Annotated in this window: 19 protein-coding genes; 5 read left to right on the forward strand and 14 right to left on the reverse strand. The window is 60.0% G+C overall.

The window, feature by feature from the left end:
* Positions 1–179 precede the first annotated feature (179 nt).
* From ACR0D8_RS04740 to ACR0D8_RS04770, 7 genes are all read right to left on the reverse strand, one after another.
* Positions 180–1616, reverse strand: coding sequence for a Do family serine endopeptidase (locus ACR0D8_RS04740; protein WP_480644920.1), 1437 nt, complete (start codon positions 1614–1616; stop codon positions 180–182).
* A gap of 756 nt (positions 1617–2372) precedes the next feature.
* The gene (locus ACR0D8_RS04745; protein ID WP_480644921.1) at positions 2373–2972 is read right to left on the reverse strand and encodes a nucleotidyltransferase family protein; all 600 of its coding nucleotides are present in this window, start codon (positions 2970–2972) and stop codon (positions 2373–2375) included.
* A gap of 31 nt (positions 2973–3003) precedes the next feature.
* Positions 3004–5421 carry a GcvT family protein gene (locus ACR0D8_RS04750; RefSeq protein ID WP_480644922.1) on the reverse strand — a complete coding sequence of 806 codons (2418 nt, stop codon included), beginning with the start codon at positions 5419–5421 and terminating at the stop codon, positions 3004–3006.
* A 91-nt stretch (positions 5422–5512) separates the two neighbouring features.
* A complete protein-coding gene (locus ACR0D8_RS04755) occupies positions 5513–6820 on the reverse strand; it encodes an HlyC/CorC family transporter (protein ID WP_480644923.1) in 1308 nt (435 codons plus the stop codon).
* 63 nt (positions 6821–6883) lie between these two features.
* Positions 6884–7837 (reverse strand): tyrosine recombinase, encoded by a 954-nt coding sequence (locus ACR0D8_RS04760; RefSeq protein ID WP_480644924.1) that lies wholly within the window; start codon positions 7835–7837, stop codon positions 6884–6886.
* Between the two features lie 2 nt (positions 7838–7839).
* Positions 7840–9363: a hypothetical protein gene (locus tag ACR0D8_RS04765; protein ID WP_480644926.1), complete on the reverse strand. Its 1524-nt coding sequence runs from the start codon at positions 9361–9363 to the stop codon at positions 7840–7842.
* On the reverse strand, positions 9353–9502 hold the full coding sequence (locus ACR0D8_RS04770; RefSeq protein WP_475160138.1) for a hypothetical protein: 150 nt from the start codon (positions 9500–9502) through the stop codon (positions 9353–9355). The genes ACR0D8_RS04765 and ACR0D8_RS04770 overlap by 11 nt, the downstream gene beginning before the upstream one ends.
* A 79-nt stretch (positions 9503–9581) precedes the next feature.
* On the opposite strand from ACR0D8_RS04770, the gene ACR0D8_RS04775 reads away from it, so the two are divergent.
* Positions 9582–10169, forward strand: a complete 588-nt coding sequence (locus ACR0D8_RS04775) for a shikimate kinase (RefSeq protein ID WP_480644927.1) — start codon at positions 9582–9584, stop codon at positions 10167–10169.
* On the forward strand, positions 10169–11281 hold the full coding sequence (aroB, locus tag ACR0D8_RS04780; protein WP_480644929.1) for a 3-dehydroquinate synthase: 1113 nt from the start codon (positions 10169–10171) through the stop codon (positions 11279–11281). The genes ACR0D8_RS04775 and aroB overlap by 1 nt, the downstream gene beginning before the upstream one ends.
* On the opposite strand, the gene ACR0D8_RS04785 is transcribed toward aroB, so the two are convergent.
* Both ACR0D8_RS04785 and ssb read right to left on the reverse strand, forming a co-directional pair.
* Positions 11282–12352: a site-2 protease family protein gene (locus ACR0D8_RS04785; RefSeq protein ID WP_480644931.1), complete on the reverse strand. Its 1071-nt coding sequence runs from the start codon at positions 12350–12352 to the stop codon at positions 11282–11284. It lies immediately after the preceding gene.
* 18 nt (positions 12353–12370) lie between these two features.
* On the reverse strand, positions 12371–12874 hold the full coding sequence (ssb, locus tag ACR0D8_RS04790; protein ID WP_480644932.1) for a single-stranded DNA-binding protein: 504 nt from the start codon (positions 12872–12874) through the stop codon (positions 12371–12373).
* 207 nt (positions 12875–13081) lie between these two features.
* Between ssb and ACR0D8_RS04795 the strand changes: the two genes are divergently transcribed.
* On the forward strand, positions 13082–13660 hold the full coding sequence (locus tag ACR0D8_RS04795; RefSeq protein WP_475160163.1) for a lytic transglycosylase domain-containing protein: 579 nt from the start codon (positions 13082–13084) through the stop codon (positions 13658–13660).
* A gap of 57 nt (positions 13661–13717) precedes the next feature.
* Here the strand turns inward: ACR0D8_RS04795 and ACR0D8_RS04800 are convergent, their stop codons facing one another.
* The 5 genes from ACR0D8_RS04800 to miaA form a co-directional block, all read right to left on the reverse strand.
* Positions 13718–15805: a dipeptide ABC transporter ATP-binding protein gene (locus ACR0D8_RS04800; RefSeq protein ID WP_480644933.1), complete on the reverse strand. Its 2088-nt coding sequence runs from the start codon at positions 15803–15805 to the stop codon at positions 13718–13720.
* Between the two features lie 92 nt (positions 15806–15897).
* Positions 15898–17361 carry an ABC transporter permease gene (locus ACR0D8_RS04805; protein WP_480644934.1) on the reverse strand — a complete coding sequence of 488 codons (1464 nt, stop codon included), beginning with the start codon at positions 17359–17361 and terminating at the stop codon, positions 15898–15900.
* 12 nt (positions 17362–17373) lie between these two features.
* Positions 17374–18420 carry an ABC transporter permease gene (locus ACR0D8_RS04810; protein WP_480644936.1) on the reverse strand — a complete coding sequence of 349 codons (1047 nt, stop codon included), beginning with the start codon at positions 18418–18420 and terminating at the stop codon, positions 17374–17376.
* A gap of 120 nt (positions 18421–18540) precedes the next feature.
* A complete protein-coding gene (locus tag ACR0D8_RS04815) occupies positions 18541–20211 on the reverse strand; it encodes an ABC transporter substrate-binding protein (RefSeq protein WP_480644938.1) in 1671 nt (556 codons plus the stop codon).
* Positions 20212–20536: 325 nt separating this feature from the next.
* Positions 20537–21430, reverse strand: a complete 894-nt coding sequence (gene miaA / locus ACR0D8_RS04820) for a tRNA (adenosine(37)-N6)-dimethylallyltransferase MiaA (protein WP_480644939.1) — start codon at positions 21428–21430, stop codon at positions 20537–20539.
* Between the two features lie 97 nt (positions 21431–21527).
* Here miaA and pyrH point away from each other — a divergent pair, with 97 nt between their 5' ends.
* Both pyrH and ACR0D8_RS04830 read left to right on the forward strand, forming a co-directional pair.
* Positions 21528–22280 (forward strand): UMP kinase, encoded by a 753-nt coding sequence (gene pyrH, locus ACR0D8_RS04825; RefSeq protein WP_475160171.1) that lies wholly within the window; start codon positions 21528–21530, stop codon positions 22278–22280.
* Positions 22281–22530: 250 nt separating this feature from the next.
* Entirely contained in the window at positions 22531–23757 is a 1227-nt protein-coding gene (locus ACR0D8_RS04830; protein WP_480644940.1) for an aminotransferase class V-fold PLP-dependent enzyme, read from the forward strand.
* Positions 23758–23788: the final 31 nt, after the last annotated feature.

Here is a 23788-nt window from a genome sequence, read left to right on the forward strand (position 1 = left end):
CCGAGTTCCTTTCTACCGGGAGTTAAACACAAAATTCAGAAAAATCATATGGATTGAGTAGTCTACGTGCCGGGTGCGTCGCAGCGCACCCGGCAGCCCCGGCGGATTGCGGACAATTCAAAACCGCCAGGGAGGCGCCCGCCAGATTTCCCCATCATGTGGCGCGCGCAGGTGTCAGATCAGGCGATTTCCACCGCAACAAAGATCTGATTGCCACCGCGATTGATCAGCACAAGGGCCGGATCGGTCTTTTCGCTGTCAAGCGCGGCTTTCAACGCGTCCGGGGTCACGGTGTCCTGACTGCCCAGTTTGACGATCACATCGCCGCGTTGCAGGCCGGCTTTGGCCGCAGGGCTGTCGGGCTTCAGGTCTGTGACGACCACGCCGTCGATGTTCTTTCCGACACCCATTTCGGACCGGTTCAGATCGGTCAGCGGAGCGACGGTAACACCCAGAGCAGTACCGGAAACGCCTTCATCGACAGACTCGTCGATTTCCGCCGCGGCGCTTTGGTGTTGGCCGATGGTTAGCTCGATCTGTTGTTCCTTGCCGTCGCGCAGAACGGTCAGAACGCTGTCTGTGCCCACCTTGGTCGTGCCGACCAAAAGCGGCAGATCGCTACTGGAATCAACGGCTTCGTCGTTGAAGGTCAGGATGACATCGCCTTGCTGAAGCACACCTTCGGCGGGGCTGCCCTCGACAACATCCGACACCAGCGCGCCGGTCGCCGTATCGATACCCATGGCCGAGGCAAGTTCCGGGCTGACAGTCTGGATCGACACCCCAAGCCAGCCGCGGCTGACCTGGCCGTCGTCCCGCAGGTCAGCGGCGATATGGTCAACGATGTTCGATGTCACGGCAAAGCCCAGACCTACTGATCCGCCACTGGGCGAATAGATGGCCGAGTTCACGCCGACAACCTGGCCCTCCATGTTGAACAGCGGACCACCCGAGTTGCCCTTGTTGATGGCCGCGTCGGTCTGGATGAATTCAGCATACGGACCCTGCGAGATGTTGCGGCCCTTGGCCGAAACGATCCCGGTGGTCACGGTCGAATGCAGGCCGAACGGGTTGCCAATGGCCACAACGTCTTCGCCCACGCGGATCACGTCGCTATCGCCCAGTTCCACCGCCTGCAGGCTTTCACCGGCGTCGATCTTGAGAACCGCGATATCGGTCAGCGGGTCGGTGCCGATGACCTCGGCCTCAAAGCTGCGATTGTCGTTCAGGCGGACAGTGACGGTCGATGCGTTATCGACCACATGGTGATTGGTGACGATAAAGCCGTCCGCATCCAGCACGAACCCGGACCCAAGCCCCTGGGCCGGCCCGCGCTGCGGCGCGTTGAAGCCTTCGGGCGTACCAAAGCGTTTGAAGAACTCGCCAAACGGATGGTCATCGAAATTGAAATCCTGACCCTGAGCCGGAACCGGGGCGGCGTCCTGTTCAGCGATGATCGTGACCACCGAGGGCGACACACTTTCGACGAGATCGGCCAGTGCTTCGTCGGCCATCGAGGGCAGGGCGGTTGTCGCCAGCAATGCGGCGCTCAGGGCGCCAACGCCGACCCAACCGGACGTGGGGGGAAGAAGAAGAGAGGATTTGCGGATGCTCATATTTGTCTCCTGTTTATATCACGCGATTGCGGCCGCGCGTTGGATCAGGAGATGCGCCATCAGTCTGAGTGTTTCCTGATTGGCGGGTTAAGAAATCTTAATTTTGCCACAAACAGGATGTTCTGTGCCGCCAGAATACAGCCGGTGATCGGAGGATTTGTGCGAATCAGAAGTCGCGAATCGGTGGATTGTTGCCGATCTGGCGTTCAAAACAGAAAAAGAGTTGAATTGAATCGGATTCGTTAACAAATTATCGGGCGCATTTCTCTCAAAATTGTCGATCTTCTTTTGGTTGTGGCGATGCCTCAAGGCAACCTGCATTTTTTTCGACAACTGTCAGCATAACTGCCAGATTGCGAATTAGGTTTGTGCATAACGCAAAGTGACGCAACGTCCGCCAAAAATGGCACTCTCCTTAAAGTAGAATCCTCTTGTGGCTAATGTTGCGGAAAAACCATTCCGACCCCTGTAAAATTTACCGTTCTCTCCAATTTTACGTTGTTTGCAGACGTCGGATCGGTGACGATGGAGGTGCCCAAGCGAGGGGGAGCCGACGGCACTAGGGGGTGTCCAAGGCTTGTCACAGTCACTGGAAACGCTGAGCGGCATGTTAACGAGGGGGTCTTGTTTAGGTTCAGCAGCGGAATCGCCAGAATGCCAGTTAGGCAACTTTGGCCGCGTTTTCAGGATTGGTGAAAAGTGGTAGTCCTGTTTTGGGCAACCGGCCCGGTCGAAATCGACCGGGCCGCGTTCTTTTCAGCCCTTGCGTTTTGACTGCCAGTCGGCCCAGTCCCGGGGTGTGTCCAGATCCAGCAGCGCGTTTCGGCCAGGCAACGGGTGCAGGTGGACCTTGCTCGCAAACGTACGCACCACACTTTGTGCCCCTTCATCGCCTGTCAAACGCGCGAGGTGTTGAAACACGCTGCGGTCGAACACCACCGGATGACCGGGTTCGCCCGCTGCGGTTGCACCACGCCAGATCAGGTTGTCCGGATGAGTCTGGGTTGAGGCGGCGACACCCCGCAGATCCTCGGTCGTGATATCCGGCAAGTCGGCCAACAACACCATCGCGGCCGGGGCGTCTTCCGGCACATGCGCCAGGGCGCCGCGCAGGCTGGCATTCATCCCCTCGGTTGCATCCGGGATTTCTACCCTGTGCAAGTCCAGATCCTCCAATACCAAATATCGCGCATGTGGGGCTGGCGGCAGCGCCACAATGACAGGCGCCGCGTGCAGCGCGATCCGGGCAGACCGGCGCAAAAGCGGGATACCGTCGACGGGCTGCATAAGCTTGTCCGCACCGCCCATGCGACGAGACTGACCCGCGGCCAGCAGGATGATCGGTATCTGGTTCATATCGCCAACATGCCGTCGCAGGCCCGCGCTGTCATCCCCGCATCCGAGTTCCATCCGCGTCAAACAGCGGCTCAGAGATGACGCGCGCCGGGCGCATCTGGCCCAGAATTTCGATCTCGACTTGCAAACCGTCCGAAATGCGGTCCGTCGGCAGAAAGCCCATCGCGACCGACTTTTCCGCAAAATGCGAATACCCGCCCGAGGTGCAGAACCCGACGACCTGACCGTCCAGCCAGATCGGCTCATACGCGTTCACATCGGCGTCGTCGGCTTCAACCTCGAACGCGACAAGCTTGCGCGCTGTCCCGGCGGTCCGTTCAAGTTCGGCTGCGGACCGGCCGATGAAATCGACGTTCTTCGAAAACGAAATGAACCGGTCCAACCCCGTTTCGGCCGCTGTATAGTCGGGCGAGAATTCACGCATCCACGAGCCAAAGAACTTGTCCAGACGCAGGCTCATCATGGCGCGCATGCCAAAGGGAACCATGCCGTGGGGCTGTCCTGCTTGCCAAAGGGTCCACCACACCTGCCGCTGGGCCATTGGATCGCAGTAGATCTCAAACCCCAGATCGCCGGTATAGCTGACGCGCTGGACGATACAGTCTGTCATACCAATCGCCATTCGTCGCACATCGAGGAACCGAAAGTTCGAAATGTCCGCACGGGTGCAGGCGGCCAGAACTTGAGCCGCCTTTGGGCCTGCAACCTGAAATCCGTTGAGCCGGTCACTGAGGTTCTCGATCCCGACGCCATCGTCCTGATGCTGCAGGAACCAGCGCATGTGATAGGCTTGGCTGCCATAGGACGCGGTCAGGTGAAACTGCCCCTCAGCCAGACAGGAAACGGTGAAGTCACCGATCAGCTTGCCTTTGGGTGACAACATGGGTGTCAGTGAAACCCGCCCGGGCTTTGGAATGCGCCCCGCCATGATCCGGTCGAGCCAGGCGCGCGCGCCGGGTCCGGTGATGCGGTACTTGCCGAAATTATGGACTTCGTTGATGCCGACGCCGGATCGAACCGCGCGCACTTCGCGCCCGGTCGCACCAAACGCGTCAGAGCGGCGGAACGAGGGCGTCTCATAGCCCGGCTCATCGTCCTGCGCAAAATAGTTGGGAACTTCCAGCCCGAATTGCTGACCCCAGACCGCGCCCAGATCGGTGAAAATGTCGTACATCGGCGTCGTGCGGTTCGGGCGCGCGGCAGGCAATTCTTCGTTGGGGTAGGCGACGCTGAACCGTTTCTGGTAGTTCTCGATCACCTTCGGTCGGGTATAGCCGGGGCTAATCCAGTCGCCGAACCGGGCGACGTCCATGGCAAAGACGTCCCGCTCAGGTTCGCCCTCGATCATCCATTGCGCCAGCGTCAGACCAACGCCGCCGCCCTGGCTGAACCCGGCCATCACACCGCAGGCGGACCAATAGTTGCGCATCCCCGGCACCGGCCCGACCAGAGGGTTTCCGTCGGGCGCAAAGGTGAACGGCCCGTGGATCACCGATTTTACCCCGACCTCGGCCAGTGCCGGGAAGCGGCGATAGGCAAACTCGATCGAGTCGGTGATCTTGTCGTAGTCGTCGGGCAGCAATTCGTGCCCGAACTCCCACGGGGTTCCGTCCACCGCCCACGGCTTGCAGGGCTGTTCATAGAAGCCGATGCACAGACCGCGCCCTTCCTGCCGCAGATAGCTTTCACCGGCGGGGTCCATCACATGCGGATGTTCACCGCCGGCATCGATGATCGCTTCGATCTGGGGGATCGTATCGGTCACAAGATACTGGTGTTCCATCGGGTGCAGCGGGAAGTAAACGCCCGCCATCGCGCCGACTTCGCGCGCCCAGAGGCCACCGGCGTTGACCACGTGTTCGGCGTGGATAGTGCCCTTATCGGTGACCACATCCCAGGTGCCGTCCGGGCGCTGGTTGGTTTCGCGTACCATGCAATGGGTTTCGATTGTCGCGCCGCCCATCCGGGCCGCCTTGGCATAGGCGTGGGTGGTGCCCGACGGATCAAGATGCCCATCCAGCGGATCATAAAGCGCGCCGATGATTCCGTCGGTATTGGTGATCGGAGCGATCTTCTTGATCTCGTCCGGCCCGACGATCTCGGTCTCCAGCCCCATGAACCGGTGCTTGGCGCGTTCCGCCAGCAGCATGTCGAACCGGTCCTGATTGTCGGCCAGTGTCACGCCGCCCACATGGTGCAGGCCGCAGGACATGCCGGTAATCTCTTCCAGCTCTTTATAAAGGCGGATCGTATACCCTTGCAGAGCCGCCATGTTGGTGTCGCCGTTCAGCGTATGAAAGCCACCCGCCGCGTGCCATGTGGACCCGCTGGTCAACTCGGACCGTTCCAGCAGCATCACGTCCGACCAGCCCAGCTTGGTCAGGTGATAAAGAACCGAACATCCGACAACGCCCCCGCCGATCACTGCTACCTGAGTTGTGGTCTTCACGTCTCGCCTCCCTTGGGTTCAAGCCAAAACCTGCAAGCGCGGGGCAGGGTTTACTGTTCTGTTCACGACAAAACGTGTCGCTGGCCGTTGGCTATAGGGGGCGAATTTTCAATCCTGTGATCCGGTTCCCCTCACGCTCGGTGACTTCAAATCGGAATCCGTGGAAGGAAAAAACCTGCCCCACCGTTGGGATCATCTGAGCCTCGTGGATGACAAGCCCGGCCACGGTGTTGGCCTCTTCGTCAGGCAGCGACCAGTCCATCGCACGGTTTGCGTCGCGGATTGTCATGGCACCCTCGACCAGATACTGCCCGTCTTCGGTGCGGGTCACGGGCACATCTTCCTCGATGTCGAATTCGTCGGCGATCTCACCCACGATCTCTTCGAGAATATCCTCTAACGTGATCAGGCCGCGCAGCGAGCCGTATTCATCGACAACCAGCGCAAAATGGCTGTGCATGCGCAGAAATTCCCGCATCTGGTCGTCCAATGTGGTGGTTTCGGGTACAAAATAGGGGTCATTCGCCACCTTGGAGATGTCGAATTCCTTCAGACGGTTGGTGTCGCCCTCGCTGCTGCCGGCATGGGCATACATGGCGCGAAACAGGTCCTTCGCGTGAACAACGCCCACGATGTTTTCCGGCTCGTCCCGGAACACGGGCAGGCGGGTGTGCGGGCTTTTCAGACATTGCTGCAAGATCGCCTCGGGCGTGTCGTCCGCGTCGATCATTTCGATGTTCGACCGGTGCAGCATGATCTCTTCCACCGCGCGGTCCCCAAGATCCAGCGCACCCAGAATGCGGTCGCGGTCTTCCTTTTCGACCACGCCTTCGGAATGACCCAGCTGCAATGCTCCGGCGATTTCTTCGCGCACGGCCAGGATGTTGCTGTCGGGGTCGATCTGAACGCCGAACAGGCGCAGGACGCCACGAACCAGCAGGCGCACCGCTGCAACAATGGGCGAGAACACGGTGACCACCGCGCCGATGATGGGCGCCACCGCCGCAGCGGCCTTTTCAGCGTTTGTGATGGCGTAGGTTTTGGGTAGCACTTCAGCAAAGATCAGAACCAGCAGGGTCATCACCAGCGTTGCCAGCGCAACGCCGCTTTCCCCGAACAGGCGCGTGAACAGCGCGGTTGCCAGCGAGGCCGCCAGAATGTTCACGAGGTTGTTCCCCAGCAGGACGGAACCGATCAGGCGTTCGTTGTCGTCGGTGATGTCCAGCGCCTTTTGGGCCCCGCGCGAACCCTTGTCGGCCTGTGCCCGCAATTTCCCGCGCGAGGATGCCGTCAACGCGGTTTCAGAACCCGAGAAGAACCCCGAAAGGACCAGCAATAGCAAAATGGCGCCCGTGGTTATCCAGAATGCGCCGTCGATCAGAGAAGATGTGGGTTCCATCGGTCCTTGGTTGTTGGTGTTGCTGCATTTGTTATGGGCGTGCCGCCTCGGCGGATCAAGGGGTTAGCCCTTGTCGCCGGGGTCTTTCGCCAGCGGGTGATGCTCCAGCACAAGGTCCGCCAGCCGTTCGTCCAGCACATGAGTGTAAATCTCGGTGGTGGCGACATCCGCATGACCCAGCAATGTCTGGATTGACCGCAGATCAGCCCCGTTGGCCAGCAAATGCGTGGCGAAGGCGTGGCGCAAAGTGTGGGGCGTTACCTTTTCCGGCGGGACGCCGCCCTGAACGGCCAGTTCCTTGACCAGCAAAAAGAACATGTGACGAGTCAGGTGCCCCGACTTGCCACGTGACGGGAACAGGAACCGGGATCGCTGCCCGCCATCGGCCACCAGCTGGTCTTCGGCAGTGTCCCGAACCTTCAGCCATTCAGCCAGAGCGTCGCGGGCGGGCGGGGACAACGGAACCATACGTTCCTTGCCGCCTTTGCCCAGCACCAGTAGCATTCTCGGATCGCCACGGGCCGATGATACGGGCAGCGAGACCAGTTCGGTGACACGCATGCCGGTGGCGTACAGAACTTCCATCAGGCAGGTGTTGCGTATCCGGTCCGACGAGGTGCGGCCTGAATTGCGGGCTGCCTGCAACAATTTGTCAACCTCTGGAACATCAAGCGTTTTTGGCAGGCGCTTTTGCCGTCCGGGGCCCTTGATCTGAATGGCCGGGTTGCTCTCGCGCCAGCCTTCTTCAAACGCAAAGCGATAGATTTGCTTAATTGCCGACAATCGCCGTGCACGTGTGGACCGCGACAGCCCCTGTGCATCGCAAGCGATGAGATACGCCTCGATATGGTCGCGCTCCGCCGCCGCAAATCCGATTTTGCGCCGATCCAGCCAGGCGGAAAAGTCCTTCAGGTCGCGGCCATAGGCCAGCAAAGTGTTGGTGGCCGCGCCAAGCTCGGCCGCCTGCGCCTGCAGGAATGTGGAAATCCAAAGATCCTGAGTGGCGGGGGATACCATGATCAACTGTCCTGCAGGATCAGCAGGTTCAGGGCCGCGCGTCGGGCGGTGTCCTCCAGACCGACCCGGCGCAAAGTCGCAATGGCGGCCGTCAGGTCCACCAGATTGCCCCGCGCCCCATGGGCAAACCGCCCCATGGTTTCCAGTATCGCTTCGCCCAGTTGCCCGTTGGCCAGCATCGCTTCGATATCGGATGGGATTGGCGTTGCCCATGCGAAACCTTCGGCCACCGCATCCGCCAGAGGTGATGGAGAACGGGCGCGCCCCGGATCACCTTGAGCCAAAGCAGCCAGGAATTGCGTTTCCTCGGACTGATCCGGTGCGGAAAGGGCGGCGGTTTCATAAAGTTCAGACAGCAGAAGAATGCGCCAACGCAGCGCTTCGGCGGTGGGATCGGACAGGGTGACCTGCGACAACCGGCTGGCAAAAAGCTCGGCAAACGGAACTTCCAGCCCGACGCTGCTCATCTGAGTCCACACATTCGGCAGAGCCCTGGCGATGGATGCGGGGTCGCGCGATCCGAGCGCGCTTTCGAACTTTTGTATGGCCGCGACCCTGTCCCAAACCGCGCCGGACGCCGCCGGATCGCGTTCGGTGTAAAGACCCAGCAACTGGTTGGGTGTCAAAGCGCCGATCCGGGTCAGGCGTTCGGCGGCTTCAATCTGCGCTTTCCAGCCTGCCACGTCGCGCAGGTCGGCATTGGCGAAGACGCGCGGCAGAGGGGCAGAGGGCAACCGTTCGCCGATGGCTTCGAACAGGCGAAAACTCAGCGGATCGGGATCTTCCGGTTGCGGCAGGTATTCCGCGTCTTCGAAAAGCTCGGGGCTGAGAAACCGGTCCAGAACGTCAAGGTCTTCGATGGGAAGAACCTGCAGCGCGTGAGCGGCCTCCAGCGTCAGGGCGGCCGAGGCCCAGTCACCCCGGCGGGCCTTGCAGAAAATCTGTGCCGCGTAATCCCGGGACAAATGCGGCTGCGCAATCAGGGCGGTGCAGCTGCGATCTTCATCCCCGGTCAGCAGCGTGGCGTCGAACCAGCGCTGAAACCGGTCGCGGCTGTCGGTCGGGCCTGCAAGCTGCACCAGAGACTGCGCCGGGTCGGCCGCGCCCAATTGCATCAGCCGGTCGAGCCGCGCCAGAAGCAGGGTTTCCTCGGCATTTGGTCCTGACGGCGCGCGGGCCTCGGTCAGAAGCAGGGTGAACAGCAGGCGCTGCATGGCGGGGTTATACCTGACCGGGACGCGGGCGATCAGTTCGGCCAGCCGATCAGGGTCGCTGTTTTGCCATAGATCAACCGGCAGGCCAGTCACTGACGAAGACACAAGACCAAGCGGTTGCGACAACGCCTCAAGCGGTGTGACCTCGACATCCGGCTGAACGCCGCTCTGCGTGACAGGTGGTTCCAGCAGAACCGTACCCGGCAGGTTTTCGGGCGGGTTGCTCAACCATTCGATGACAGAGAGGGGTTCCTGTTGCGCCTGCGCCGATCCGGCCAGAAACAGCGCGAACACCGCGGCCTTATTCGACATTCAGGATTACCGGCTCACGAACCTCGTCCTGCGGGGCCGAGAAATCCGCACCGAAGAAGGGTCCCAGGTAGGCATATGCCACCAGCCCGATAAAACTCAGGCAAATCAGATATAACAGGAACTTGATCAGACGGCCCATTGCTCAACGCTGCCCCAATTTTCTCTTTTGTCCAAGTTATAACTGGCATTTTTCCTAAGATCACGTCATTCACGATGAAATGAGCGAAATTAAGCATAACACCCACACCTCTGACCCCGCTGCGGGCTATGCGCTGCACAAAACAGTGGTTCTTGTGGGGATGATGGGGGCGGGAAAGACCGCTGTGGGCCGGGCTTTGGCCGCCCGGCTGGGTGTTCCCTTCCTCGACAGCGATGCCGAGATCGAATCGGCGGCCAACATGACCATCCCCGAGATTTTCGAACGCGACGGTGAGCCGTTTTTTCGCGCCAAGGAAAGCCAGGTTATCGGGCGTCTGCTGGACGAGGAAAAAGGGATACTTTCGACCGGTGGCGGAGCCTTTCTGGCCGAGCAGAACCGCAAGATGATCACAGAGCGCGGCGTGTCTGTCTGGCTGCGTGCGGATCTGAACGTGTTGTGGAACCGGGTCAAACACAAGAACACGCGCCCGCTGCTTCGCACATCGGACCCCTTTGCGACTCTGCGCGCCTTGTATGAGGACCGCGTACCGGTTTATGCGCAGGCCGACCTGACGGCCAACTCCGACGGCGAAACCTCGATCGACAATATGGTGAACCGGGTACTGGCCGCTTTGGTCACGCGCCCAGATGTTTTGGAACCGAAATAATGCACCAAACCGTACATGTAGAACTGGGTGAACGATCCTACGACGTGGAAATCGGCCCCGATTTGCTGGCCCAGTCTGGTGCCCGGATTGCCCCGCTGTTGCACCGGTCCAGGGTTGCTGTTCTGACGGACGAAAACGTGGCGGATCTGCATCTGGACGCCTTGCGCGACGGGCTGGCGGCGGCCGGGATCGGGATGTCCTCGCTGGCTCTGCCCGCAGGCGAAGCCACCAAAAGCTGGCCGCAATTCGAACGCGCGGTCGAATGGCTCTTGGCTGAAAAGATCGAGCGTCGTGACGTCGTGGTGGCCCTCGGTGGCGGCGTCATCGGCGATCTGGCCGGATTCGCTGCGGCTGTGCTGCGGCGCGGGGTGCGGTTCGTTCAGATACCGACCTCGCTGCTGGCGCAGGTGGACAGTTCGGTGGGCGGCAAGACCGGGATCAATGCGCCGCAGGGCAAAAACCTGATCGGTGCCTTTCACCAGCCGTCTCTTGTTCTGGCCGATACCTCGGTTCTGGGTACGATGACCCGGCGCGACTTTCTGTCGGGCTACGGCGAGGTGGTGAAATACGGGCTGCTGGGTGATGCCGATTTCTTTGAATGGCTGGAAGCCAACGGACCGGATGTCTCGGTCGGAGATATGGCCGCGCGGGTGCGGGCTGTAACGCGTTCGGTTCAGATGAAGGCCGATATCGTCGCGCGCGACGAGACCGAGCAGGGCGACCGCGCATTGCTGAACCTTGGCCACACGTTCTGCCACGCGCTGGAAGCGGCAACCGGTTATTCCGACCGGCTGTTGCATGGTGAAGGCGTCGCCATTGGCTGCGCTCTGGCGTTCGAGTTGTCGTCGCGTCTGGGCCTGTGTTCGCAGGAAGACCCAAGCCGCGTGCGGGCGCATCTGCGCGCGATGGGGATGAAAACCGATCTGGCCGACATTCCCGGAGACCTGCCGGGTGCCGAGGCGCTGGTCGATCTCATGGCGCAGGACAAAAAAGTCATCGACGGCCAGTTGCGGTTCATTCTGGCCCGCGGAATCGGGCAGGCTTTTGTCACTTCAGACGTCCCGCGCGAGGCTGTTTTGTCGGTGCTCGAAGATGCGCTGGCAACGGTCTGATCACCGCCCGCGGATGACCATCAGTTCGCCGATATTTTCACGGGTGATATAGCCCACCATATGCCCGGCCCGCGTGCATACGGCAATGGCGGGGGCACCTTTGTGCAACCCGTCCAGCACTTTTTCCAACCCGCTGGTCAACGGTACTTGCGGGATATCGGTGACCATGATCGACGTTGCGGGGTCTGACCTCGGGTTCTCACCGGCCAGCGCCGCGAACAGCCGGTCGCGGGTGACGAAGCCCAGCAGTGCCCCGTCTGGACGCAACACCGGAAATTCGTGCTGCGTTGTATGAATGACGGCCTGAGCCGCGGTGGCGAGTGTGTCGTCGGGGGTCAGGGCGTGGAACTCGGTGATCATCGCGTCCCGCGCCAGAACGCGGCGGGCGACCGAACGCATGGCAACATCCTGACTTTCGGAACTGGCGGCAACAAAGACGAAAACGGCGATCAGAACCAGAATGGCATTACCGGTGCTCAATCCCCAGAAGCCGAAAGCCACGGCAACAGCCTGGCCGCTCATCGCAGCGACGCGTGTCGCCTTGACCCGATCCATTTTCAGGCAAAGCAGCGCGCGGAATACACGTCCGCCGTCCATGGGAAAGGCCGGGATCATATTGAAGGCGGCCAGCAACAGGTTCACATAGGCCAGGCGATTCAACAGGCTCGGTCCGGTGGAGTCGATCTGCGCCATCGTTTCCAGGGGCATCCCGGCCCCGAAGGCGACCAGAATGACCCAGATGACGATGTTGACGGCCGGTCCGGCCAGTGCCACCCAAACCTCCTGCATTGGTTTTTCCGGCATCCGTTCCAGCCGCGCCAGCCCGCCGATGGGTAAAAGGGTGATGTCGGGGGTTTTGATCCCGTAACGCCGCGCCATCAGCGCATGGCCGAACTCATGCGCGACAACGCAGGCGAACAGGGCCAGAACGAAGATCAGATTCTCGATCGCGGCGGGCAGCCCGCCACTGGAATAGGCGGCGAACCCGACCCAGGCCAGTAGCAGGAAAAAGGTGACATGGACCCTCAGTTCCGACCCCAATAGCCGGCCGAGTGAGAAGGACCATGTCATCATAAGTCTCCGTCTGGGTTAGAACGGAATCTCGTCGTCGTCGATTCCGCCGGATGCCGGGGCAGGGGCGCTGGACGAGCCGCCATAGGGGTCGCCGTAACCACCGCCGGCCTGACCGCCGCTGTAACCGCCCGACTGGCCGCCGCCATATCCGCCACCGCCGCCCTCGCCGCGGCTGTCCAGAAGCGTCAGCTCGCCCCGGTAGGGGCGTAGAACAACCTCGGTGGAGTACCGGTCTTGGCCGGACTGGTCCTGCCACTTGCGTGTCTCCAGCTGACCTTCGATGTAAACCTTGCTGCCCTTGCGCAGATATTGCTCGGCGATCCGCGCCAAAGGCTCCGAGAAGATCGCGACCGAGTGCCACTCGGTCCGCTCGCGACGCTCGCCGGTGTTGCGGTCTTTCCATGTCTCGGACGTGGCGATGCGCAGATTGCAAACCTTACCGCCGTTCTGGAACGACCGGACCTCGGGATCGCGGCCTAGATTTCCGACCAGAATGACCTTGTTGACTGAACCCGCCATGAATTTCCCCGTTATTGACTGACTTGAGTGCGCCCGAATCTGACGCTGTGTATCCATGCGACCCTATACGGCCTGCGTCATGGTTAAAACACAGTTGATGAATGCAACAGTGGGCAAGAAATCTCTCAGGTTCCGTTTACCAAGCTTTCATTATTAACTGAAATATTTATACTAAATCGGGTTCCTGAACGAGCGGGATTGGCATTAATGCGTTTTCTGGTTTGTTGTTTTTCTGTTCTGTGCTTTGTGCTGGTTTCGGTTCCCGTAACCGCCGACACGCTGTCCACAAAAAGCCGCAGGGACATTTTCCTCAAACAATCCAAGGTTTTGGATACGCGTGCAGCCACGCAGTATCGGGATTCCGAGCGGTTAAAACCCAAAACCTCTCAGCCCCAGTTCAGCAAACGCTATACCGGAAAGTACCGCGGGGAATATATGACACTGGCCCGTCAGGCGGCGCGCAAGCACAATGTGCCGGAGGAGTTGTTTCTGCGTCTGGTGCAACAGGAAAGCGGCTGGAATCCGCGCGCAAGGTCGCACAAAGGCGCCTTGGGACTGGCGCAGCTGATGCCCGGCACCGCCAGGCTATTGGGCGTGAACCCACATGACCCGAAGCAGAATCTGGAAGGCGGGGCCCGTTACCTGTCGTGGCAATACCGCAAGTTCAAATCCTGGCGTCTGGCACTAGCGGCCTACAACGCCGGACCGAAGGCGGTTGAAGAACATGGCGGCATCCCGCCTTACAAGGAAACTCAGAACTACGTCAAAGTGATCTGGGGCGGGTGAACCAGCGAGAGATCGAAAATAGAACCGGCGCTGAGGCCGGTTCTTTCTGACTGGATTTTACTCTGCCGCGATTTTGATCACCGGCTCCATCCGGGCCAGAATGTCCTCTGACAGATGGCACTTGATCTGATGCCCGTCCGCCAGCGTTTTCACTGGCGGAACGTCACGTTCACACAGCCCGCCGGGAACTTCGGATTTCCAGCGGCACCGCGTCTGGAACGGGCAGCCGGGCGGCGGGCTCATTGCGGACGGGATATCGCCTTCCAGAACAATGTGCTGCTTTTCGATGGACGTATCCGCGATGGGCACGGCGCTCAGCAAAGCTTCGGTATAGGGGTGATAGGGCGGCGCGAACACCTGATCCGTCGTCCCCAACTCGACCACGTGACCCAGATACATGACCATCACACGGTCGCTGAGATAGCGTACGATGGACAGGTCGTGGCTGATGAACAGCAGCGTCGTCTTATGTTCGCGCTGAATCTCCATCAGCAGATCAGTCACCGCCGCCTGCACCGACACGTCCAGCGCCGAGACCGGTTCATCCGCAACAACGATCCGCGCATCGCCGGCAAAGGCGCGCGCAATGCCGACACGCTGTTTCTGGCCCCCCGACAGTTGGCGCGGCATCCGCTCGGCAAAGGCGCGGGGCAGTTTCACCAGATCCAGCAGTTCCAGCATCCGCTTCTTGCGCTCGGCCTCGGAATTGCCGACGCCGAATATCTCAAGCGCCCGGATGATCTGGCGCCCCACGGTCATCGACGGATTCAGCGTGTCGAAGGGGTTCTGGAACACCATCTGAACCTCGCCAACCGTTTTGGCGTCGCGTTCTTCGATCGGCACCTGCTCGATATTCCGGTTGTCCAGAAGGATCTGCCCGTCAGTGGCCGTCTCCAGCCCCATCAAGACCTTGGCAAAGGTTGACTTGCCACAGCCGGATTCGCCCACAATGGCCAGCGTCTCGGATTCATGCGCCTCGAAACTTAGCGTTTCATTGGCTTTTACAACTTTCTTTTCGCCACCACCGAACAGGGCGTTCGCGGCCACTTCGTAATACTTCTTGAGGTTGTCCATCTTCAGAACGGTTCGTCCGATCTCGGCCTTGCCTTTCTGCTCGCCAACGGTGATCGGCGCGTTCCAGTCGATCTCCTTGAACTTCAGACAGCGCGTATGGTGCCGGTCATTGCCGGGGACGGCTTCCATCAGAATGTTCTGGGCATCACAGCGGCCTTCTTCGAAATAATCGCAGCGCGGGCCAAAATTACAGCCCGGTGGGCGCTCATGCGGCAAGGGGAAGTTGCCGGGAATGGCCACCAGCGGGCGCGCGTTCTTATCCGCACCAGGCAGGGGGATCGACCTGAACAAAGCCTGTGTATAGGGGTGCTGCATCTCGTCGAAGACATCATGGATCGAGCCGCGCTCGACCGCTTCGCCCGAATACATCACGCACAGCCGGTCGCATGTCTCAAGGACCAGACCCAGGTTATGCGAAATGAACAGCATCGAGGTGCCATACTTCTTGCCCAGATCCTTGACCAGTTCGACCACGGCGGCCTCAACCGTCACGTCCAGCGCGGTGGTCGGTTCATCCAGGATCAGCAAGGATGGCTTGGACATCAGCGCCATGGCAATCACGATGCGCTGCTGCTGGCCGCCCGACAATTGGTGCGGGAACGAATTCAGCATCCGCTCCGGGTCGGGCAGGCGTACATCGGTCACCACTTCCAGCGCGCGGGCATAGGCTTCTTCTGCGCCGACGCCTTCGTGGATCATCGGCACTTCCATCAGCTGTTTGCCGATCTTCATCGCCGGGTTCAGTGAGGCCATCGGCTCTTGATAGATCATCGCAATTTCGTTGCCGCGGATGTCGCGCAGCTCGTCCGAACTCATTTCGGACAGGTCGCGCCCCTTGAACTTGATGGTGCCGCCGACAATGCGGCCGTTCTTGCCAAGGTCCTGCATGACGCCAAGTGCAACGGTGGATTTGCCACACCCGGATTCACCCACCAGGCCGACCGCTTCGCCCGGCTGCACGCTGACCGAGAAATCCATCACGGCGGGAATTTCCCGCAGGCGGGTAAAGAATGAAATTGACAGCTTGTCGATCTCCAGGATCGGGCCATCATAATCCGCCAGTTTGTTCATCTTGCTTACTCCTCGCGAGAGTCAGGGGATCCCCTTCATCTGGCTAAAAATACCTCGGGGGTCCGGGGGCAGAGCCCCCGGCCTTGATCACATCAGTCCTTCAGACTTTCTTCGCGCAGACCATCCGCCAGCAGGTTCAGACCAAGAACCAGCGACAGCAGCGCCAGCGCGGGCGGAAGGGCGGGGTGCAGATAGATCGACAGCAGCTTGCGCCCCTCGTTGATCGTGGACCCCCAGTCCGGGCTTTCCGGCGGCAGGCCCAGCCCGAAGAAACCCAGGGTTCCCAGCAGGATCGTGGTATAGCCGATGCGCAGACAGAAATCGACGATCAGCGGACCGCGCGCATTGGGCAGAATCTCCCACAGCATGATATACCAGGGACCTTCGCCGCGGGTCTGCGCCGCCGCCACATAGTCGCGTGTTTTGATGTCCAGCGCCAGCCCCCGCACGATACGGAACACGGTGGGAGAGTTCACGAAGACCACCGAGACGAACACCACAAGGATACCGCCGGGAATATCGAACAGGTCCAGAAACGTGGGCAGACCCCAGATCCGGTAGGTATCGGTTTCGATGATGTAACCTCCGGTCGAGATCAGCGACAGATACAGCCACAGCGCGATGCCCAGAACCCCGATCAGCAGCGGTGTGCGGAAGCTCGGCCTTGTGTAAAAACGCGAGTTCAGCAGGACGCCCAGAAACAGGATCGGGAACACGAACAATACCGCCGCCATATAGTTCGGCACTCCGGTCGCCACGATTTCCGGCGTGACCAGCAGGTAGAACAGCAGGATCACGGGGAAGGCCAGGATCAGGTTCGCAAGGAAGGACAGGAACGTATCCAGGCGACCACCGTAATACCCGGCAGGCAGGCCCAGCGTAATGCCGACCATAAAGGCGAACATGGTTGCCAGCGGGGCGATCTGCACCACGATCCACGCGCCCTTGACCATCCGGCTGAACACGTCGCGGGCCAGGTTGTCGCCGCCCAGCAGGTACCAGGCATATTCGCCTTCTTCGATATTGGGAACGGGGGTTCCCGGCACCTTGTTCTTCATGCCCGAAATCTGGGACAGAGGATCATGGGTCACGATCAGGTCCAGTGCGCCAAAGATACCGGTGAACACCCAGAACATAACAAGGCCAAATCCGATCATGCCGATGGGGCTGTCGAAGAGTTTCCCGTACAGCCCCAGCTTGCGTTTGAACGCAATCGACATGGCGAACAGGATGATCAGCGACAGCCAGACAGGTAGGAACTGCTGCGCAACCGCGCCGATGATGCCGGCGCTGGTTCCAAGAAGGATGCCAAGCACCAGATAGGCCAACACAAGAGCGACACAGGCGAAAAAACTGTAGCGCAATGCCGTTTGCGTCAAACCGCGCAAGCCCGAGCCTGAGCTTATGGTGCCGTCCAGATTGACGCTCACCGGGGTTTCAGGCAGCAGGATGCTGCCAAGGATCCACACGATGATCGAAATTACCAGCGCCGCCAGCGCGATCATCAGCAGGGGGTTCAGTAAGGCGATAGAGCCGGTCCAGCTAAGAGGTTCCATGATCTATCTCCCTTACGAAATGCGGATGCGCGGGTTGAGGTAGACATAGCCGATATCCGAGATCAGCTGCGTCACCAGCACGACAAAGACCGACACGACCGAGATCGCCAGCAGCAGCTGGATGTCGTTGTTGCCCGCCGCCTGTACCAGCGCCCAGCCAAAGCCCTTGTAGTTGAACAGGGTCTCGACGATCACAACGCCGTTCAACAACCACGGGAATTGCAGCATGATGACGGTGAACGGTGCGATCAGCGCATTGCGCAGCGCGTGTTTCATCACAATGTTCGGGAACGAGACACCTTTCAGGCGCGCGGTTCGGATATATTGCGCGGTCATCACCTCGGTCATCGACGCGCGGGTCATGCGGGCGATATAGCCCATGCCATAAAGCGCGATGGTCAGGACCGGCAGAAAGAAGTTCTCGAATGTCGGGTTCTCCATCGCCTGGGTCGCGGTTCCCTTGAACCATTTGAGGCCCACGGCTGACGAGGTGAAGATGGCGATGAATATAACGCCCGACACATATTCCGGTGTCGCCGTCGTGGTGATTGCGAAGGTCGACAGGGTTCGGTCGGTGGCCGATCCCTCTTTCATGCCCGCCAGAATTCCAAGGATCAATGCCGAAGGGACCATCAGCAACATCACCCAGAACATCAGCCGCCCGGTCAGAGACAGCCGGTTGCCGACAACGGTCGAGACTTCTTCCTTGAAGACGGTGGAATAGCCCCAATAGCCCTGGAGAATGCCACAGAATCTGGGCGATTCCTCGGCTGTTTTGCCCGGCAGAATGCATCTGCCCTGAACAGTGCCGTCCTCGTTGGTATGCCGATAGGACGGCAGAACGCCCAGCCACTCGCCGTATTTGACCGGCGTCGGCTGCAGGTAACCGCCTTTTGCAAGGAAGCTTTCGACCTGCTCATCCGACATGCGGAAGTTGCCCTGCGTTTTGGCAAGCTTTTCGAGGTTTGGATAAAGATTGGTGAGGAAAAAGACCAAGAATGTCAGACACAATGCTGTCACGAGCATGATGCCGACACGCTTTAGTATGAATAGTCCCATGTTAGCCCCTGTTGGTAGGCTAGCGCGATTTCCATTCCGGTCCGCGCCTCGCTGTTTTTTGAATCGTCACGCATCGGACGAAAAAGCCGCACCCGGGGGCGCGGCTCTTGTTGGTTCAATTCAGGACAGGACGCCGAATTTGTAGATTTGCGGCAGGTCCGCGATGTGCTTTTCGACCCCCACCAGATTGTCGCGGTGGTGGCGCATGGCCGTACGCCAATACGGCTGAATGGTCACACCTTCGTCGATCATGATGGCCTGAAGCTTGGCCATCACTTCGCGACGCTTGTCGACATCCGCGATCGAGTTCGCTTCGGCCAGCAGAGCATCGAATTCGTCGTTGGCGAAACCGGACTCGTTCCATGCGACGCCCGACTTGTAGGCCAGTGCCAGAACCTGCGTACCCAGCGGCCGGTGGTTCCAGTTGGTCGACGAGAAGGCGTATTTGGTCCAGTCGTTCCAGAATGTCGATCCCGGCAGAACCGTGTGGCGGGCCTTGATGCCAGCGTCGTTCAGCTGGGCGACAACCGCCGCAGTGGTGTTCCGGCGCCAGTCATCGTCAATCGACTGAACTTCGTGCTCAAAATCACCCATTCCGGCCTCGTCCATCAGGGCTTTTGCGCCTGCCGGGTCATACGGAATGCGCGTCACGGCCGAGTCGAACTCGGGGTGCATCGGGCCGACATGGCAGTTTTCGGCAGGAATACCGTAACCGGACATGCCCAGCTCCAGGCAGACTTCGTTGTCGACGGCCATGGCAAGGGCCTGACGGACCTTCTTGTCGCCATAGATCTTGTTGCCGTCGGCATCTTCGGCCAGCTGGTTCGGGCGGATCACGATGGTGAACCCGGACGGGATTTCCGAACGGGTCAGGCCGATACCGTCGAAGATATCGACGAATTCGCCAACCGACTCCCAGTTCATGTCGATTTCTTCGGCCTCATACGCGGCCAGGAACGCCGCAGGATCGGTGCCGTAGTCAATGAATTCGATCCGGTCGACATAGCCGCCCTTGCCAGCGGCATAGCCCCACCACTCGTGGCCTTCGTTGCGCACCAGCACACCTTTGACGCCGACCTCGTGGCTTTCGGGCAGCATAAAGCCCGTGCCGATCGGATTGGCCAGCATATTGGCGGGGTCGTGGCTGCTGTGGACAATCGCGGCCGGATAGTCGGCCATGCCGGGGATGATGGTGATGTCCGGCGACTGGCATTTCAGCTTGACGGTGTGCGGGTCCACGACAGTGATCGCGCCATCAGCGGCTTTCTGGGTGTCGGCATCAACCAGCGACGTCATACGGGACGCCATCGAGTTGCCTTCGACCGTTGCATCACACCACATGGTGATGTTGCGCGCGACGTCCTCGGCGGTGAAATCGTCACCGTTGTTCCACTTGACCCCCTTGCGGACGTTCAGCGTGTGCTCGGTCGCGTCGGCGTTCGATTCCCAGCCTTCCAGCAGCATGGGCTTGAACGTACCGTCGTTGTTATATTCGACCAGATATTCCAGCCAGCCCGCGGTGAAGGTCGCGATCTGGGTCCAGTCATAGGTGCGTGGATCTTTCAGGGCGCGCACTTCCATCTGGTAACGGATGGTGCCGCCACGCGGTACTTCGTCGGCCTTTGCAGGTGACTGAAGACCGATCATTCCGTAGGCCGCGGGAACGGCCACGCCCAATGCGGTAGCGCGGGCAAGAAACTCGCGCCGGCTCAGTTTACCGTCCCGATACTCCTGAGCGTGCATCTCGGCAGCCCAGTGGATCGGTTTTCCGGTCATGGTTTGATTTTTCATTAATGTCTCTCCCTGTGACACAGTATTTTTTTGAAGAAGTTCTGAACTGCTCAGGCCGGCAGCGGCCCGGTTTGCAGGTTCACGGGTTTTCTTGTTTTGGATTCTGACATCCCCATGGGTTCATTCCGCCCCAGAAATCTGGTCAGGTCAATGTTCGAAATCGTCATTCATGATACAAAAACGACATATGCGGGCGGCGGCGCCCGATATCAGCCGGACAGATGAGGGGCGAGTTCCGTCTGTTACCACGCTTCCCGGTCCTGGATTCGCACCCCCGTGACCGGCTTGCGTAGCTGTGGGCACATTACTTGAGAAGCTTCAGGTATCATTTTGAGAAATCTATCCGAATCCAATTTTTCATCCGGGCGCGGAACCATGTGCGCTGTCGCTTGGCGAACTGGCGCGTTGCAATTGTCGCGCGCTCGGTGGCCTCGGCCAGCGTCATGCGCCCGTCGAGATAGGCCATCAATTCGGGAACACCGATGGCCTTGAAGGCCGGAAGCGACGGATCGAACAGATGGCACATGGCCTCGACCTCGTGCAATGCGCCGGTGTCCAACATCTGATCGAACCGCCGCGAGATACGATCCAGAAGCCACTGTTTATCCACGTCAAAGACAATCGGCACGGTGTCCGCCAGATCCAGAACCGGAGGAGGGGTCTCGGCCTGCCATTCGGTCAGGCTGCGCCCTGTGGCCACCTGAACCTCCCACGCGCGCTGAACGCGGGCACGGTTGTCGGTGTCGATCCGCTCAAGCGTGGCGGCATCCACCCCGTTAATCAGCGTGGGCAGGTCCAGCCGGTCGGCATCAGCACGGACATCGGGCGGCGTGGCGGGAATATCCGCCATCCCCTCGGTCAGGGCGGAAAAATACAGCCCCGTGCCACCGACGATGATCGGGCGCTGCCCGCCGGACAGCAGCGGCTTGACCTCGCGCAGCCAGTGACCGGTGGAAAAATCCTGATCAAAGGCAATGTGCCCATACAGAAGATGCGGCGCGCGGGCTTCTTCCTCGACCGACGGGCGGGCCGATATCACCCGCCAGCAATCGTAAACCTGGCTGGCATCCGCGTTGACGATGACACCGCCGAAACGTTCAGCGATCTCAAGGGCAAGCGCCGATTTGCCCGAGGCTGTCGGCCCGGCAATCAGAACGGGTTTGTTTTCGGGGATAGGGGGCAGTTGATCCCAGATTTGCGGTGATTTTGCGTTGGCCATCCAGGCGTGCCTTATTCCTTAGCATCCGCATTGAACCTGCGGAGTTTTTGCTTCATTTTGCGCCGGAAAATAAACCCGTGCCAGCCCGGAGCGCAACATGAGCCTTTCCCCGACAACAGACACCGCAGAAACCCCCAAGACCAAGTATAACCGCGTGATGCTGAAAATCTCAGGCGAGGCGCTGATGGGGGATCAGGGGTTCGGCCTGCACCCGCCCACCGTTCAGCGCATCGCGCAAGAGGTCAAGTCGGTGCACGATCTGGGCGTCGAGATCTGTATGGTCATCGGCGGCGGCAACATCTTTCGCGGCCTAAGCGGTTCGGCGCAGGGGATGGAGCGGACGACGGCAGACTATATGGGCATGCTGGCCACGGTCATGAACGCGCTGGGGATGCAGTCCGCCTTGGAAGAAATCGGGGTGTTCACCCGTGTGATTTCAGCCATTCGGATGGATGAGGTCTGCGAGCCCTATATCCGCCGCCGTGCGGTGCGCCACCTTGAAAAGAAACGGGTTTGCATCTTTGCCGCCGGAACCGGCAACCCGTATTTCACCACCGATACTGCCGCGACCCTGCGCGCCAACGAAATGGCCTGCGAAGCGATTTTCATGGGCAAGAACGGTGTGGACGGCGTTTATGACAAAGACCCGCAGGTCCATGCGGATGCGGTCCGCTACGACTCGGTCAGCTATGACGACGTGCTGGCCAAGCGCCTGCGGGTCATGGATGCGTCGGCCATTGCCCTGGCGCGCGACAACAATCTGCCCCTGATCGTGTTTGGACTGGACGAACCCGGCGGCTTCCGCGGTATTCTGGCGGGTGAGGGCACCTATACCAAGGTTCAGGGATAGGCGACCGAAACAAGGCGTCAAAAGCCGGGCCGCTGCGACCGGCTTTTTCATGTCTGGCCCGCTGCGATGCGCTTGACGCAGGCGCATGTGCTGGGCACTTTGGCCGGGTTCCTGCGCAGGCGCTGCGCAAGGGGCTGCGGGATTCGCCGAATACCCGCTGGGCTGGAAGACCTGCCATGGTTTCAGAGGGTTCCGAAATCATGCTCGGGCACCTCTTGGATTGACGAGCATGACGAAGGAGGCATATGCCATGAGCGCTCTGGATCTGAACTACGTACGGTCGCAATTTCCGGCCTTTGCCGAGCCCAGCCTGCAAGGTCAGGCATTTTTCGAAAACGCTGGCGGTTCATACACCTGCAAGCCCGTTCTGGATCGCCTGACGCGGTTCTACACCCAGCGCAAGGTTCAGCCCTATGGCCCCTATGACGCCAGCCGTCTGGGTGGTGAAGAGATGGACGAAGCGCGCGCCCGGATGGCCGGAATACTGGGCGTGGACGCCGATGAGTTGAGCTTTGGGCCATCGACCACGCAAAACACATATGTTTTGGCGCAGGCTTTTCGTCAGTGGATGAAGCCGGGCGAAGCGATTGTGGTCACCAATCAGGATCACGAGGCCAATTCCGGGCCCTGGCGGCGTCTGGCGGCGGACGGTATCGAAATCCGGGATTGGCAGATCGACCCGGAAACAGGTTCGCTGAACCCAATGGATCTGGAAAACATGTTGGACGAGAAGGTGCGTCTGGTTTGTTTTCCGCATTGCTCGAATGTGATCGGTGAAATCAACCCGGTGACCGAAATAACCGCGATTGCCCATGCAGCCGGGGCGTTTGTCTGTGTAGACGGCGTTTCCTATGCCCCGCACGGGTTTCCGAATGTGGGGCACCTGGGGCCGGATATCTATTTGTTTTCCGCATATAAGACCTATGGCCCGCATCAGGGCTGCATGGTGATCCGTCGGTCGCTTGGGGATTTGCTGCCGAACCAGGCGCATTATTTCAATGCCGAGTCTCTGTACAAGCGGTTCACCCCAGCCGGGCCGGACCACGCGCAGATCGCAGCCAGCGCCGGAATGGCAGACTATGTCGATGCGCTGTGCGATCATCACGGCGGGCCACAGACGGGCACGACAGAGCGCGGGGCGTTTGTTCATGATCTGATGCGCGGGCATGAGGTATCCTTGCTGCAGCCCGTGCTGGACGCGGTAAAGGATCGCAACGCGGTTCGTCTGATCGGCACGTCCGAGGCCGAGCGCCGCGCGCCAACCGTGGCTCTGGCTCTGAACAGGAATGCCGAAGCGGTCGCGGCTGAACTCGCCCCACATGGGATCATGGCGGGTGGCGGTGACTTTTACGCCGTTCGCCCATTACAGGCGATGGGCGTGGATCCGGAACATGGTGTATTGCGGGTCAGCTTCACGCATTACACATCGCAGCAGGAAATTGATCAGCTTTTGAACGCATTAGACGCCGTTTTGTGATCCGGTTTCCGCCCTGCTTCGTAAACCGAAG

It is taken from the genome of Ruegeria sp. BG10 (assembly GCF_056538575.1).